We start from the raw sequence: 13,857 nt of genomic DNA, 5'->3' as shown, positions 1-13,857 counted from the left end.
CCCCCCAACGACCACCCCGAGAACCACCCACACCACGCGCACACCCCAAGTCTGCCACCTCCCGCCCGCCCACGGGTGACCCGATCACGTCCGCGATCAGGCCTCGATTGCGGCGGTGTTCCGGGCTCGTCCTGGGGTCAGGCCGGGACCAGCTCGGGGAGTCCGGGTCGTCGTGGATGACGTGGAAGTTGACCCGCGCAACACGCGGAAGTCGCGGGTGCAGCCGGAGTTCGACGCCGCTGGGATTGGAACTCGAACGTGGCGGCGTGTTCTCGCAGTTTTTCCTGGAACGCGGCCTCGCGACGGCCGAGGGAACCGTCGTCGGGCTTCGCCGGGTGGCCGTCGTCGTTGGTGGGTTCCGGGGGCGAGCCGGGTCCACAGCACCACGCCGTCGGGCAGCGGCCGACGCGGTCGCGCCGAAGGCGGCAGCGCCGCCCAGCAGCACGGCGCGCCGGTGAGTCGGCCGGAGGAGAGAACGTTGGGATCGGGCTCTCGGAGCCCTCCAGGTCTTCCTGCGGACGCATCCGAGGAGTTCGACGGTGCTCGCCTGGCGAAGCGGGAACTACCGACATGCCTGGAGGGTTTGGTGAACCGTCGGCAAGATCAGGCGACCGCAGCAGCGCGGTCCGTTCTGAGCGGAGGCGTCGCTTACTTCGGACGCCAGCCGGATCGGGTCGGGGGGCCGGACGGACCAGGCGGGCGAGCGGGTCGGGGGCGTCGCTCCCACGGCCGGTTCGCGGGCTTGGAGAGGGCTGGCATGCCGTGCAACCTAGGCCACCGGACACCGCCGGTGTGAACCACCTGGAGGCATTGGTGAGATTCCCCGCATGCCGATCTACCAGCAATGATCACTGTGCGCACAGCAGGCGTCACGACATCGCAGGTGGGCCCGGGGGCGGTGATCGACACGACGTGCCACCACTTTCGGTGACGTCGTCGTCTCGTTGGGTGAACAAGGTCCGGAACGGCGAACGCGGACGGCTCGGTGCGGGTTGAATGAACCCGCTCGCCGCGAGGTGTGAGCGGTGCCGTTGAATGCGCGAAGTCGCGTTCAAGCGTTCGAGTGAGCGGGTGGTGTTGAGCGCTGGCACTCTCCTGGGTAGAGTGCTAGCAGCACGGCGCCACCGCGACCCGGCACCCGCGACGACGGGGAGCAACGGAGCCGTCATTCCCAGCCAACGCTTCGAAGGCCCCAGAAGGTGGAGGTCACACCGTGGCGAGCATCAAGCCGCTTGAGGACAAGATCGTGGTCCAGGCGAGCGAAGCCGAGACGACGACTGCGTCCGGCATCGTGATCCCGGACACCGCCAAGGAAAAGCCCCAGGAGGGCAAGGTCCTGGCAGTCGGCCCGGGTCGCATCGACGACAAGGGTAACCGCATCCCCGTGGATGTGAAGGAAGGTGACGTCGTCATCTACTCGAAGTACGGCGGCACCGAGGTCAAGTACAACGGCGAGGAGTACCTGGTCCTCTCCGCCCGCGACGTGCTGGCCGTCGTCAACTGACGCCAGATCATCGTGCGCCCACCCAGCGTGGGCACAGCCGCCCCGGCGGTCCCGACCGCGGGACCGCCGGGGCGGCTGCATGTTCGGGATCAGGCACTCATCTGAAGGGCTGTAGCAAAAATGGCTAAGCAGATCACCTTCGACGAGCAGGCGCGCCGTGCGCTGGAAAGCGGCGTCAACCAGCTCGCCGACGCGGTGAAGGTCACGCTCGGGCCGCGTGGCCGGCACGTCGTGCTGGACAAGCAGTTCGGCGGACCGCAGATCACCAACGACGGCGTCACCATCGCTCGCGAGATCGAGCTCGAAGACCCGTTCGAGAACCTGGGCGCCCAGCTCGCCAAGAACGTCGCGACCAAGACCAACGACGTCGCCGGTGACGGAACCACCACCGCGACCGTGCTGGCCCAGTCGCTGGTCAGCGAGGGCCTGCGCAACCTGGCCGCGGGCGCGAACCCGGCGTCGCTGAACAAGGGCGTCACCCTGGCCGCCGAGGCCGTGGTCGAGGCGCTGAAGGCCAAGGCCACCCCGGTCAAGGGCCGTGACAACATCGCCCAGATCGCCACCGTGTCCTCGCGCGACGAGGCCATCGGCGACCTGATCGGCGAGGCCATGGAGAAGGTCGGCGAGGACGGCGTCATCAGCATCGAGGAGTCCTCGACGCTGGCCACCGAGCTGGACCTCACCGAGGGTGTGCAGTTCGACAAGGGCTTCGTCTCGCCGCACTTCGTCACCGACGCCGAGCGCCAGGAAGCCGTCCTGGAGGACGCGCAGATCCTGCTGCACCGGGAGAAGATCTCCAACATCCAGGAGCTGCTGCCGCTGCTGGAGAAGGTCGTGCAGGACGGCAAGCCGCTGCTGATCGTGGCCGAGGACATCGAGGGTGAGGCGCTGTCGACCCTGGCCGTCAACGCCGTGCGCAAGACCCTCAAGGTCGTCGCGGTCAAGGCGCCGTTCTTCGGCGACCGCCGCAAGGCGTTCATGGACGACCTGGCCATCGTCACCGGTGCTCAGGTCATCGCCCCCGAGCTGGGTCTGAAGCTCTCCGAGGTCGGTCCCGAGGTGCTGGGTGCGGCCCGCCGGGTCACCGTCACCAAGGACGAGACCACCCTGGTCGACGGTCGCGGCTCCGCCGCCGACGTCTCAGAGCGCGCGGCTCAGCTCCGCAAGGAGATCGAGGCGACCGACTCCGACTGGGACCGCGAGAAGCTCCAGGAGCGGCTGGCCAAGCTGGCCGGCGGTGTCGCGGTGATCAAGGTCGGTGCGGCCACCGAGACCGAGCTCAAGGAGCGCAAGTCCCGGATCGAGGACGCCGTCGCGGCCTCCAAGGCCGCCGCGGAGGAGGGCAGCGTGCCCGGTGGTGGGTCCGCGCTGATCCACGCCGCCAAGTCGCTGGAGGGCAACCTCGGCCTGACCGGTGACGAGGCGACCGGTGTGCAGCTGGTCCGCCGCGCGCTGGAGGCTCCGCTGTTCTGGATCGCCAACAACGCCGGGCAGGAGGGCGCCGTCGTGGTGTCCAAGGTCCGCGACCTCGACTGGGGCTCCGGCTACAACGCCGCCACCGGCGAGTACGGCGACCTGGTGCAGGTCGGCATCGTCGACCCGCTGAAGGTGACCCGCTCCGCGGTCGCCAACGCGGCCTCCATCGCCCGCATGGTGCTCACCACCGAGAGCGCCGTCGTGGACAAGCCGGAGGAGACCGAGGAAGCCGCAGGCCACGGACACGGTCACGGCCACGGTCACTGATCGGGATGATGCGGGCGAGCGGCTGCGCCGCTCGCTCGACATGAAGATCGGGGCGGTACCCATGCCTGGGTACCGCCCCGATCTTCTTCCGCCTTCGCCGGGAGCGAATGACGCCCCTCGTGCCATCCGTTCCCGGCTCACCTGACCCGCGGCACTTCTCCCACCGCCGGTCATGGTCCTGGGTCAGCCGGCTGCGACCGCCAGCTGGTGGCGCTTGCGCGCCTTGATGATCACTTCCCGTTCGGACTCGGACAGGCCTCCCCAGATGCCGTACGGCTCCTGGACCGCCAATGCGTGAGTGCGGCATTGGGCTAGCACAGGGCAGTGCTGGCACACCTCCTTCGCCTTCGCCTCACGCCTCGCTCGTGCCGGACCTCGCTCTCCGTCCGGATGAAAGAAGTACGCGCTGTCCATCCCCCTGCACGAGCCCCGTATCTGCCAATCCCAGATATCGGCGTTCGGTCCTGGAAGACGTCGAGTGTCTGCCATTGCGACAACCACCTCCCACCGGTGGATCCCCTCCCTTGCTACGGCGGGACCGCCGCAGCCTCGCATGATCCGACCGTAGAACCGAGTCAAAACTTGTTCAACCCCTTTCGCGCCAAAAGCTGTTCATCGTTGGTGTGATCCTTGGAAATGGGGTGATCGAAGTCCGACCGGCTTGCTCTCGGCGGGTGAGAACCGGAATATGTGCCGGGTGACGACGCGGCCTGAACCAATCGCGGGGGTGCACACCCCCGACCCGCTCGGTGATCCAACAGCCGGTGATCGAGCGGACGCGTCGGAGACGTCAGCGCAGGAGCCGGAGGGGATCGGTCTGGACGACGAGCCGAGGCTCAGCGTCGCCGCGGTCGCACGCAGGCTCGGCGTCGCACCCGCCACTCTGCGCACCTGGGACCGCCGGTACGGCTTGGGTCCCAGCGACCACACCAGCGGCAGGCACCGCCGGTACGGGCCGGACGACATCGCTCGCCTGGAGCAGATGCAGCGCGCGCTGCTGCGCGGCGCTTCGCCGATGGAGGCCGCCCGCTACGCCCGCACGGTCGCGGCACCGCACCCGCAGCGCCACTCGGACGGCTCCTCGGCGGAGCGGGCCGACGCCGAGGACGGGCCGCTGCTGCTGTCCGGCGTGCTCGACGGCGCCGATGACGAACTCGCCCTGGCAGGGGCCAACACCGGTGGCCGGGGGCTCAAGCTCTCCGGTGCCGGGCCGCGAACCCGGGGGCTGGGCCGTGCCGCGCTGGCGCTGGACTCGTGGTCGGTGCAGCAGCTGCTGATCGAGTCGATGGACGGCGACGGTGTGGTCCGGACCTGGCAGGAGGTGTTGCAGCCGGTGCTGCGCGCGGTCAGCGAGCGCAGGCAGCGCTCCGGGACCGGCGTGGAAGTGCTCCAGCTGCTCACCGACTGCGCGTCGACCGCGCTGCGCTCGGTCATCGCTCGGGCGCCGAAGCCGGAGAACCCGCGCCCGGTGGTGCTCGCCCCGGTCCCCGGCGAGAACCAGGAGCTCGAACTCGTGGCGCTGGCCGCCGCGCTGGCCGCGAACCGGGTCGGGCACCGGCTGTTCGGCGCCGCCCTGCCGCGCGAGGGTCTGGCCGCCGCTGTGAAGCGCTCCGCGCCGGCTGCCGTGGTGCTGTGGGCGGAGCAGCCGTACTACGCGGCTCCGCGCGTCCTCGACGACATCCCGATCACCCGGCAGCGGGCTCGCGCGTTCGTCGCGGGGGCTGGCTGGTCGGCCGAAGCGCTGCCCGGTCACGTCGAGCTCCTCGGGTCGCTCGAGGCCGCCGCGTCTCGGGTTTCCGCGACCGTCCTGGGCTGAGTTGAGTATGATGTGACCTAAATCACAGAACCTATTTGCGGGGTTGATCTCGATGTTCGTTCGGACGGGCGAAGTGATCGCCACATCCGCAGCGATCGAGTGAACATCGCAGGTATGGCGCGGGGTCGAGCCCTTCCAGGGGGTAATCGCCGCGGCCTGCTCCGTTCCGGTGAACGTCCCTCACAGGTGTCCGCGGCCGAAAATCTGGGGGAGTTGAGCACCGGATCGTGTCAAGGTTTCGCCGCATGCGTCCGATAGGGGATGTGGAACGTCACTCGCCTGCAGGAAGGAGTTCCCGTGACGACGGTCTTGATCTGCGATGACCGACGTAGCGTCCGGGAAGGGCTCACTCGTGTGATGTCAGCTGTCCCCGGAGTGAGTCGGATCGATTGCGTCGCACATGGCGACGAGCTGTTGGCCCGCTTCTCGCGGCAGGCCGTGGACGTCGTGCTGGTGGGAACCCAGCGCGCCGTGCCCAACGGCGTCGAGGCCACGCGTCGGCTCGTCTCCGCGCATCCCCAAGCCAACGTGATCGTCTTCGGCGCTCCCGACGACGCGGCGAGCATCGCCGCGGCCATCGCCGGTGGTGCCCGCGGTTACCTCCGCTGGGACGCGTCCCGGCCCGAACTCGTCGCGGCGCTGGCCCACACGCTGGCAAGCACCTCGGTGCCCGCACCGCGGCAGCCGTCCGACCCCGGCGTGCAGCTCACGGAGCGCGAGCTCCAGGTGCTGCGCGGCATGAGCCAGGGCAAGAGCAACGGCCAGATCGGCCGCGAGCTCTACCTCTCCGAAGACACGGTCAAGACCCACGCGCGCCGGCTGTTCCGCAAGCTCGGCGTTCGCGACCGCGCTCAAGCGGTGGCGCACGGGTTCCGCCGCGGTCTCGTCGCCTGAGCTGGTGACCAGGTGGCACCGGCACGGAGCTGGGGGACGCCGGTGACCGCCCGACGAGGGTGCCTTCCGGTGAGCTGACGTCTCGGGAGTGGCTGTGGCCCGCATCGCGCTCGTGCTCGCCGTGTTCCACGGCGACGCGGGGGTTTTGATGATGTGGACCACAGCCACCTCCGGTCGGCCCGACTGCGGGTGCCGACGGCGAGAACATCCTCCACTCGGCCGTCGCCGCCGTCGCGCACCTCCACCGGGGCGATGTGAAGATCGTCTCCGACGGCTGTCCGACGCACCAGGACGATGTCTTCGACGGGTGTCCGACGCACCACGACGATGTCGGTGGCCTGCACGAACACCGCCGGTCACTGCTTCTGGTAGATGTGGGTGGGTGACGACGACGGCCCCCGACCCCCGGTCCCTGTTCTGCCAACGCCCCCTGCCCGGTACGGTGACCACGGCGCGGCGTGCGGTGCACGCGAAACACGCCGGGCAAATCCGAATCGCTTGAACGCGTAACACCAGGGCTGCTGTCTGCGATGACCAATGTGGGGGACGGGCTGGACGCTCTTGTAAGCGCCGCCGTCGACGGCGATCGTCAGTCGATTGAGCGCTTGCTGGCCGAAATCCGTCCTTTGGTGGTGCGGTACTGCCGCGCCAGGGTCGGACGAAACGAGAGGTCGTTCGCGTCAGCGGACGACGTCGCCCAGGAAGTGTGCTTGGCGGTGCTCACAGCGCTGCCCACTTACAAGGACCAGGGTCGTCCGTTCTTGGCGTTCGTGTACGGCATCGCCGCGCACAAGGTGGCTGATGCGCACCGTGCGTCAGCTCGCAACCGCTCAGAACCGGTCGCGGACATGCCGGACACCCCGGAGTCCGAGGCCGGCCCGGAGCAGCGGGCGATGCAGGGTGAGCTCTCGGGCAGGATGGCGCAGTTGCTCCAAATCCTCCCGGCCAAGCAGCGGGAAATCCTGCTGCTCCGGGTGGTAGTCGGGCTGTCGGCGGAGGAAACCGCCGAAGCGGTCGGCTCGACACCGGGCGCTGTGCGCGTAGCACAACATCGCGCACTGGCCCGGTTGCGGAAGACGCTGTCCGCGGAGGAGGTGGTCTGAATGGCTGAGCGGAAAGGGCCCGATGGGGAGCTGGGAGGCGAACCCGTCGAGGAATCCGCCCTGGAGCAGGACCGTTCGACCCATGCAGACGGGCGGGACGTAGCTCCTGCTGAGGGATCCGCAGGCGAAGGAACGGAACTGAGCGACAACCACCGGGACTCCGGCTCGGACGAGCCCGAGACCTCCCGCGAAGAGGCCGGCGCCGAGGTGCTGACCTTCCGTCCGCGCGGTGACGCGGACGAGGAGCTCACCGACCTCGACGACTTCAGCGACGAACCGATCGACCTGGCCGCGCTGCAGGAGGACGACGTCCTCCTCGACGCGCTGGGCGGAACGAACCCCGACGTGCCAGCGACGGTCGACGGCGGCCCCAGCCTGGAACAGCTGCTGGTGGCGTGGCGTCAGGACGTGGACTCGGCACCGATCGGTGACCTGGTGGACACCGACACCGCCGTTGCGGCGATCGCCGAGGCCGGCCGACCGCGCAGCTTCCTGCGCCGCAGGCACCTCGTCCCGGTGGCCACCGCGGCTGCGGTTCTGATGATCACCTTCACCGGCGTCGGCGTGGCCGCCCGGGACGCGCAGCCCGGCGACATGCTGTGGGGCGTGGCCCAGGTGCTCTACACCGATCACACGCGCGCGGTCCAGGCAGCCGCCTCGGCTCGCACGGACCTCGACACGGCCGAGAGCGAGGTCGAGCGGGGCAACCGGATCGCCGCCGAGGAGGCACTGCGGTCGGCCGACCAGCACCTGGCCGACGTGGACAAGGAGCACGGCCTGTCCGAGCTCAGGGCCGCCCACGAGTCGCTGACCATGCGCATCGATCACGGCGACAACGACTCCTCGCAGTCCTCGACGCCGACGACGACGCTGCCGCCGACGACTCAGCCGTCCCCGTCCCAGCCGTTGCCGCCGCCTCCGGGCATGCCGCCCACCGGCAGCACCACCCCGCCGTCGAGCACCACCGGGCCGACCTCGCCGACCACGTCGCCGAGCGAGACGAGCAGTTCGGAGAGCTCGTCGGGCGGTTGGTTCTGGCCCAACCAACCGCAGACCTCAACGCCCTGATCAGCAGGGAAGGACTCCTCTTCGTGGAAGAGGGGTCCTCCTCCTGCTTGGCGGTGCCGGTAGCGGGACCTCAGACGCCGTCTGGCTCCGGGATCCGAGATTTGGGTGTGAACGGGTACGCGGCGCTACGGCTGTCCTGGCCAGACGACGTCCGAGAACTCGCGGCGGTGCCGGTTGCTCGGGTGGGGTGAGGAGGAAGCGCCTTCGGCGCTTGCCTGACGCGAACCGCTAAGGAGGGCGCGCTCAAAGTGCGCTTTCGCTCTCCGTCATCCCGTCTGCGTAGCCTCGGCAGTACTCCCAGGTGACGTACTGGCCTGGGTCCGGGTCGAAGGCCGGTTCGTGGGGGCGCATGAGGCCGTCGTGCAGGAGCTGGGAAAGGCTGGAGCGCAACAGCTCCCAGTCGTGGTAGTGGCACTCCCCGCAGTCCGCGCAGTCGACCACGATGCCCCGAACGCCCTTGGGCTCCAGGAGTGCCTGGTAGACGGCCAGGTCGGTCAGGTCGGCGAGGAGCTCGGCGCGCTCCTCGTCGCCGAGCGGCGGGCCGTCCTCGGCGTCGTGATCACCGAGTGCCATGCTCGGATCTTCCGGATCACCCGCGAAGGGGTCTGGTGGCATCGGATCGTGCGGCACGGCCCGCACGGTACCGGGCGCCTCGCCTGCGCGCGGCTCTCGGGGCGGGTTTCACACGCCTGCGACCGCTGTCGGTGGTCTGGCGCACCCCTGCCGGGACGGGGCAACCGCGCCCTGACCTGTGGTCTCTATCATTTGGGGAATCCCCTATCCGGACACCGCGTTGCTACTCAGCACAGCTGAAGCGCAGGACGCGATCGCCGTGGTAATCCCAGCAAGCCGCACCTCGAGGTTTGTGGGCCATATCGTGAAGGAAGGCACATCCCTCGCCATGACCAGCGAACTCTCCGCTCCCGGCCTCCCCGACAAGTTCGCGACGCTGGGGTTGACCTTCGATGACGTGCTCCTGCTGCCCGACGAGTCGGACGTCATCCCGAGCGAGGTGGACACCTCGACCCAGCTCTCCCGCAACGTCCGCCTCCGCGTCCCGCTGCTGTCCGCGGCGATGGACACCGTGACCGAGGCCCGGATGGCGATCGCGATGGCCCGCCAGGGCGGCGTCGGCATCTTGCAGCGCAACCTCTCCGTTGAGGAGCAGGCGTCCCAGGTGGAGGTCGTCAAGCGCTCCGAGGCGGGCATGGTGACCGACCCGGTGACCTGTTCGCCCGAGGACACCCTCGCCGAGGTCGACGCGCTGTGCGCCCGGTTCCGGATCTCCGGTGTCCCGGTGACCGACCCCGACGGCACGCTGGTCGGCATCATCACCAACCGCGACATGCGCTTCGAGGTCGACTACACGCGCAAGGTGCGCGAGGTCATGACCACCGCGCCGCTGATCACCGCGCAGGTCGGCGTCACCGCCGACGCGGCGCTCGGCCTGCTGCGCCGCAACAAGATCGAGAAGCTGCCGATCGTCGACGGCGCGGGCAAGCTGCGCGGCCTGATCACCGTCAAGGACTTCGTCAAGACCGAGCAGTACCCGAGCGCCACCAAGGACCCCGACGGCCGGCTGCTGTGCGGCGCTGCCGTCGGCGTCGGCGCGGACTCGCACGAGCGCGCGATGGCCCTGGTCGACGCGGGCGTGGACGTGCTGATCGTCGACACGGCCCACGGTCACTCCCGCGCCGTGCTGGACACGGTCTCGACCCTCAAGAAGGAACTGGGCAACTCCGTCGACGTCATCGGCGGCAACGTGGCCTCCCGCGCGGGCGCGCAGGCGCTCGTGGACGCGGGCGCGGACGCGGTCAAGGTCGGGGTCGGCCCGGGTTCCATCTGCACCACCCGCGTGGTCGCCGGTGTCGGCGTCCCGCAGATCAGCGCGATCTACGAGGCCAGCGTCGCCTGCAAGCCGGTCGGTGTGCCGATCATCGGCGACGGCGGCATCCAGTACTCCGGTGACATCGGCAAGGCCATCGCCGCCGGTGCCAGCTCGGTCATGCTGGGCAGCCTGCTCGCCGGCACCGCCGAGTCGCCCGGCGACCTGGTGCTGGTCAACGGCAAGCAGTTCAAGGTCTACCGGGGCATGGGGTCGCTGGGCGCGATGCAGTCGCGCGGCCAGGCCAAGTCCTACTCCAAGGACCGCTACTTCCAGGACGACGTGCTCTCCGAGGACAAGTTGGTCCCGGAGGGCATCGAGGGCCGGGTCCCGTTCCGCGGGCCGCTGTCCCAGGTCGTCGACCAGCTCGTGGGCGGTCTTCGCTCCGGCATGGGCTACACGGGTTCCAACGCGATCCCTGAGCTCCAGGAGGCGAAGCTGGTGCGGATCACCGCGGCGGGGTTGAAGGAGTCGCACCCGCACGACATCACCATGACGGTAGAAGCACCGAACTACACCACGCGCTGAGTCCTGGAGCTCCGCGGCCGCTCCGCTTGGCGGTGCGGGTAGCAGGACCTGAGCGGCTCACTGGACTGCGGTCCACTCCTCCACGCACGTCACATCGCGCGGCGGAGTGGCCGTCCTCGCCGGAGAGCCGCTCAAGACCTGCGGCGGTGCTGCCTGCTCGGGTGGTGTGCTGGGGAGGCGGTGCTCGCCGCTCTCCTGACGGTGTGAGTTCTGTTGTGCGCTGAGCGTGATCCCGGGACCCGGGCGGCGGGAGTTCCTGGCTTGCGGAGAGAATGTCCCGCTGGACATCCGCTGCTAGGAGGGACACACGGTGCGCGATCAGGTTGAGATCGGCATGGGCCGGACCGCCATGCGCGGCTACGACTTGGACGACGTCGAGATCGTGCCCTCGCGGCGCACCCGATCGTCCAAGGACGTGTCGCTGGCCTGGCAGATCGATGCCTACCGCTTCGACATCCCGGCGATCACGCATCCGACCGATGCCGTCGTCTCGCCCGCCTCGGCGGTGCGCATGGGCGAGCTCGGCGGTCTGGGCGTGCTCAACGCCGAGGGCCTGTGGGCCCGGCACACCAACGTCGAGGACAAGATCGCGGACGTTGTCCGCCTCGCCGAGGAGAGCAGCGACCTGGAGGCGCCGATCGCGCGGCTGCAGGAGCTGCACTCCGCGCCGATCCGGCTGGACCTGCTCAGCGACGCCCTCCTGCAGGTCAAGAACTCCGGTGTCACGGTCGCCGCTCGGGTCAGCCCGCAGCACGCCGAGGAGCTCACCCCCGACCTGCTGGCCGCCGGCGTCGAGTTGCTGTTCGTGCAGGGCACGATCATCTCCGCCGAGCACGTGGCCCGCGACGGCGAGCCGCTGAACCTCAAGCGCTTCATCAACGAGCTGGACGTGCCGGTGGTGGCTGGTGGCGTCGGCGACTACCGGACCGCGATGCACCTGATGCGCACCGGTGCGGCCGGTGTGATCGTCGGCTTCGGCCAGTCCCGCGCGGCCACGACCACGCAGGTGCTCGGCATCGGCGTGCCGATGGCGACCGCGGTCGCCGACGCCGCCGCGGCCCGCCGCGACTACCTGGACGAGACCGGCGGACGCTACGTGCACGTCATCGCCGACGGCGGGTTGTCCTACTCCGGTGACATCGCCAAGGCCATCGCCTGCGGTGCCGACGCGGTGATGCTGGGCGAGGCGCTCAGCGAGTCCACCGAATCACCCGCGCAGGGCTACTACTGGACCTCGGCCGCCGCGCACCCGAACCTGCCGCGCAGCGAGATCGTCGGCTTCGCCGGAACCGACGCCGATCTGGAGAAGATGCTGTTCGGTCCGAGCAGCGACCCGTACGGAACGCTGAACCTCATGGGCGGTCTGCGCCGGGCCATGGCCAAGACGGGCTACCGCGACCTCAAGGAGTTCCAGAAGGTCGGCCTGATGCTGCGCGGGTGACGGGGTTCGAAGCCGAACCTCACCTCCCACACCCCGGAACGGGGCTAGCTACTGGTCAGTAGGTTCCTCTAGTCTGTCGCGCATGGCACAACGTGGTGGTGGCGGTACCGATTTCGACGTGGTGGTGATCGGTTCGGGCTTCGGCGGCAGTGTTGCCGCTCTGCGCCTGACCGAGAAGGGCTACCGGGTCGCGGTGCTCGAAGCGGGGCGCCGGTTCTCCGACGAGGAGCTGCCGAAGACCTCGTGGGACCTGCGCAAGTTCCTGTGGGCCCCGCAGCTGGGCTGCTTCGGCGTGCAGCGGATCCACATGCTCCGCGACGTGCTCATCCTCGCCGGTGCCGGCGTCGGCGGCGGATCGCTGAACTACGCCAACACGCTGTACCGGCCGCTCAAGCCCTTCTACCAGGACTCGCAGTGGGCGCACATCACCGACTGGGAGTCGGAGCTGGCGCCCTACTACGACCAGGCCACCAAGATGCTCGGCGTGGTCGAGCAGCCGTCGGAGACCCCGCACGACGTGGTGATGAAGCAGGTCGCCGCGGACATGGGCGTGGCCGACACGTTCCACGCGACCCCGGTCGGCGTGTACTTCAACGAACCCGGCCGCACCGACGGCGACCCCTACTTCGGCGGGGCGGGACCGGCGCGCACCGGCTGCACCGAGTGCGGCGCCTGCATGACCGGATGCCGGGTCGGAGCGAAGAACACCCTGGTCAAGAACTACCTGCACCTCGCGGAGCGGGCCGGAGCGGAGATCTTCCCGCTCACCACGGTCGACCGGCTCGGCGAGGGCGCTGACGGGCGCTGGCGGATCGCCACCTCCCGCACCGGCGCGAAGCTCAACCGCAGGCCGAAGATCTTCAGCGCCGACCAGGTCGTGGTCGCCGCCGGGACCTGGGGCACGCAGAACCTCCTGCACGGCAGCGTCGACAACGGCGACCTGCCGCGGCTGTCCAAGCGGCTGGGCAAGCTGACCCGCACCAACTCCGAGGCGATCATCGGAGCGCAGATGAGCGAGGTCGACCCCGACCGCGACTTCTCCACCGGTGTCGCGATCACCTCCTCGTTCCACCCCGACGAGGACACCCACATCGAGCCCGTCCGCTACACCAAGGGCGCCAACGCGATGGGACTGCTGCAGATCCCCGCGACCAAGGGCGGCAACGGCTCGCGGTGGAAGCAGCTGGGGAGGTTCCTGCGCGAGAACCCCCTGCTGTCGCTGCGGATGCTCTCGGTGCGCAAGTGGAGCCAGCGCACGGTGATCCTGCTCGTCATGCAGAGCCTCGACAACTCGCTGACCACCAGCGTGAAGCGGGTGTTCGGCAAGCGGTTCCTGACCTCCGAGCAGGGCCACGGCGCGCCGAACCCGAGCTACATCCCGGCCGGCGAGCGCGCCAACGACCTGGTCGCCGACAAGATCGGCGGCATCGCGGGCGGTACCTGGGGCGAGATGTTCGACATCCCGCTGACCGCGCACTTCCTGGGCGGCTGCGCGATCGGGGACAGCCCGGAGACCGGAGTCATCGACCCGTACCACCGCGCGTGGTCCTACCCGACGCTGTCGATCGTGGACGGCTCGGCGGTCAGCGCGAACCTGGGCGTGAACCCCTCGCTGACCATCACCGCCCAGGCCGAGCGCGCCTTCTCCCTGTGGCCGAACAAGGGCGAGCCCGACTCCCGCCCCGACCAGTCCCAGGGCTACCGGAAGATCGCCCCGGTCGAGCCCAAGTCGCCGGCGGTCCCGCCGTCGGCCCCGGCAGCTCTCCGCCTCCCCGTGGTCTGAGATCGCGCGGGGATGGGTGGGCGTCGTTGTTCCCGCAGCCGGCGGCGGGGATGCGCAATCCCTGGGTCGATGCGGTTGTGGCCTTCGTTACC

The 13,857-nt window shown here is 69.5% G+C and carries 11 protein-coding genes; 9 read left to right on the top strand and 2 right to left on the bottom strand.

Going from position 1 to position 13,857, the window contains the following annotated elements:
* Window positions 1-1,213 precede the first annotated feature (1,213 nt).
* Together groES and groL are read left to right on the top strand one after the other, a co-directional pair.
* On the top strand, window positions 1,214-1,504 hold the full coding sequence (gene groES, locus E1161_RS12500) for a co-chaperone GroES (RefSeq protein WP_132622830.1): 291 nt from the start codon (window positions 1,214-1,216) through the stop codon (window positions 1,502-1,504).
* Between the two features lie 120 nt (window positions 1,505-1,624).
* Window positions 1,625-3,247, top strand: a complete 1,623-nt coding sequence (gene groL / locus E1161_RS12495) for a chaperonin GroEL (RefSeq protein WP_132622828.1) — start codon at window positions 1,625-1,627, stop codon at window positions 3,245-3,247.
* 183 nt (window positions 3,248-3,430) lie between these two features.
* Here groL and E1161_RS12490 read toward each other — a convergent pair whose 3' ends face one another.
* Window positions 3,431-3,736 (bottom strand): WhiB family transcriptional regulator, encoded by a 306-nt coding sequence (locus E1161_RS12490; RefSeq protein ID WP_132622826.1) that lies wholly within the window; start codon window positions 3,734-3,736, stop codon window positions 3,431-3,433.
* Between the two features lie 199 nt (window positions 3,737-3,935).
* Here E1161_RS12490 and E1161_RS12485 point away from each other — a divergent pair, with 199 nt between their 5' ends.
* From E1161_RS12485 to E1161_RS12470, 4 genes are all read left to right on the top strand, one after another.
* Window positions 3,936-5,063: a MerR family transcriptional regulator gene (locus E1161_RS12485; RefSeq protein ID WP_132622824.1), complete on the top strand. Its 1,128-nt coding sequence runs from the start codon at window positions 3,936-3,938 to the stop codon at window positions 5,061-5,063.
* 297 nt (window positions 5,064-5,360) lie between these two features.
* Entirely contained in the window at window positions 5,361-5,957 is a 597-nt protein-coding gene (locus E1161_RS12480; protein WP_029536209.1) for a response regulator transcription factor, read from the top strand.
* A gap of 530 nt (window positions 5,958-6,487) precedes the next feature.
* A complete protein-coding gene (locus tag E1161_RS12475) occupies window positions 6,488-7,060 on the top strand; it encodes a sigma-70 family RNA polymerase sigma factor (RefSeq protein WP_093414059.1) in 573 nt (190 codons plus the stop codon).
* Window positions 7,061-8,128, top strand: coding sequence for an anti-sigma-D factor RsdA (locus tag E1161_RS12470; protein WP_132622822.1), 1,068 nt, complete (start codon window positions 7,061-7,063; stop codon window positions 8,126-8,128).
* A gap of 243 nt (window positions 8,129-8,371) precedes the next feature.
* Here the strand turns inward: E1161_RS12470 and E1161_RS12465 are convergent, their stop codons facing one another.
* Window positions 8,372-8,743, bottom strand: coding sequence for a DUF5319 domain-containing protein (locus E1161_RS12465; protein WP_132622878.1), 372 nt, complete (start codon window positions 8,741-8,743; stop codon window positions 8,372-8,374).
* 286 nt (window positions 8,744-9,029) lie between these two features.
* Between E1161_RS12465 and guaB the strand changes: the two genes are divergently transcribed.
* From guaB to E1161_RS12450, 3 genes are all read left to right on the top strand, one after another.
* The gene (gene guaB / locus E1161_RS12460) at window positions 9,030-10,541 is read left to right on the top strand and encodes an IMP dehydrogenase (protein WP_132622820.1); all 1,512 of its coding nucleotides are present in this window, start codon (window positions 9,030-9,032) and stop codon (window positions 10,539-10,541) included.
* 310 nt (window positions 10,542-10,851) lie between these two features.
* Entirely contained in the window at window positions 10,852-11,982 is a 1,131-nt protein-coding gene (locus tag E1161_RS12455) for a GuaB3 family IMP dehydrogenase-related protein (protein WP_132622818.1), read from the top strand.
* 82 nt (window positions 11,983-12,064) lie between these two features.
* Window positions 12,065-13,765, top strand: coding sequence for a GMC family oxidoreductase N-terminal domain-containing protein (locus E1161_RS12450; protein WP_132622816.1), 1,701 nt, complete (start codon window positions 12,065-12,067; stop codon window positions 13,763-13,765).
* The last annotated feature ends 92 nt before the right edge of the window (window positions 13,766-13,857 follow it).

This window comes from Saccharopolyspora aridisoli (assembly GCF_004348445.1).
In the GTDB taxonomy this organism is placed as follows: Bacteria; Actinomycetota; Actinomycetes; order Mycobacteriales; family Pseudonocardiaceae; genus Saccharopolyspora; species Saccharopolyspora aridisoli.
Note: the sequence above shows the minus strand (reverse complement) of the source record. Positions and strands in the feature narration are given on the sequence as shown.

Bases quoted from the DNA above. Each gene is read 5' to 3' on its own strand.
- groL (WP_132622828.1), top strand. From the start codon at position 1,625: ATGGCTAAGCAGATCACCTTCGACGAGCAGGCGCGCCGTGCGCTGGAA.
- E1161_RS12490 (WP_132622826.1), bottom strand. From the start codon at position 3,736: ATGGCAGACACTCGACGTCTTCCAGGACCGAACGCCGATATCTGGGAT.
- E1161_RS12485 (WP_132622824.1), top strand. From the start codon at position 3,936: ATGTGCCGGGTGACGACGCGGCCTGAACCAATCGCGGGGGTGCACACC.
- E1161_RS12475 (WP_093414059.1), top strand. From the start codon at position 6,488: ATGACCAATGTGGGGGACGGGCTGGACGCTCTTGTAAGCGCCGCCGTC.
- E1161_RS12470 (WP_132622822.1), top strand. From the start codon at position 7,061: ATGGCTGAGCGGAAAGGGCCCGATGGGGAGCTGGGAGGCGAACCCGTC.
- E1161_RS12465 (WP_132622878.1), bottom strand. From the start codon at position 8,743: ATGCCACCAGACCCCTTCGCGGGTGATCCGGAAGATCCGAGCATGGCA.
- guaB (WP_132622820.1), top strand. From the start codon at position 9,030: ATGACCAGCGAACTCTCCGCTCCCGGCCTCCCCGACAAGTTCGCGACG.
- E1161_RS12450 (WP_132622816.1), top strand. From the start codon at position 12,065: ATGGCACAACGTGGTGGTGGCGGTACCGATTTCGACGTGGTGGTGATC.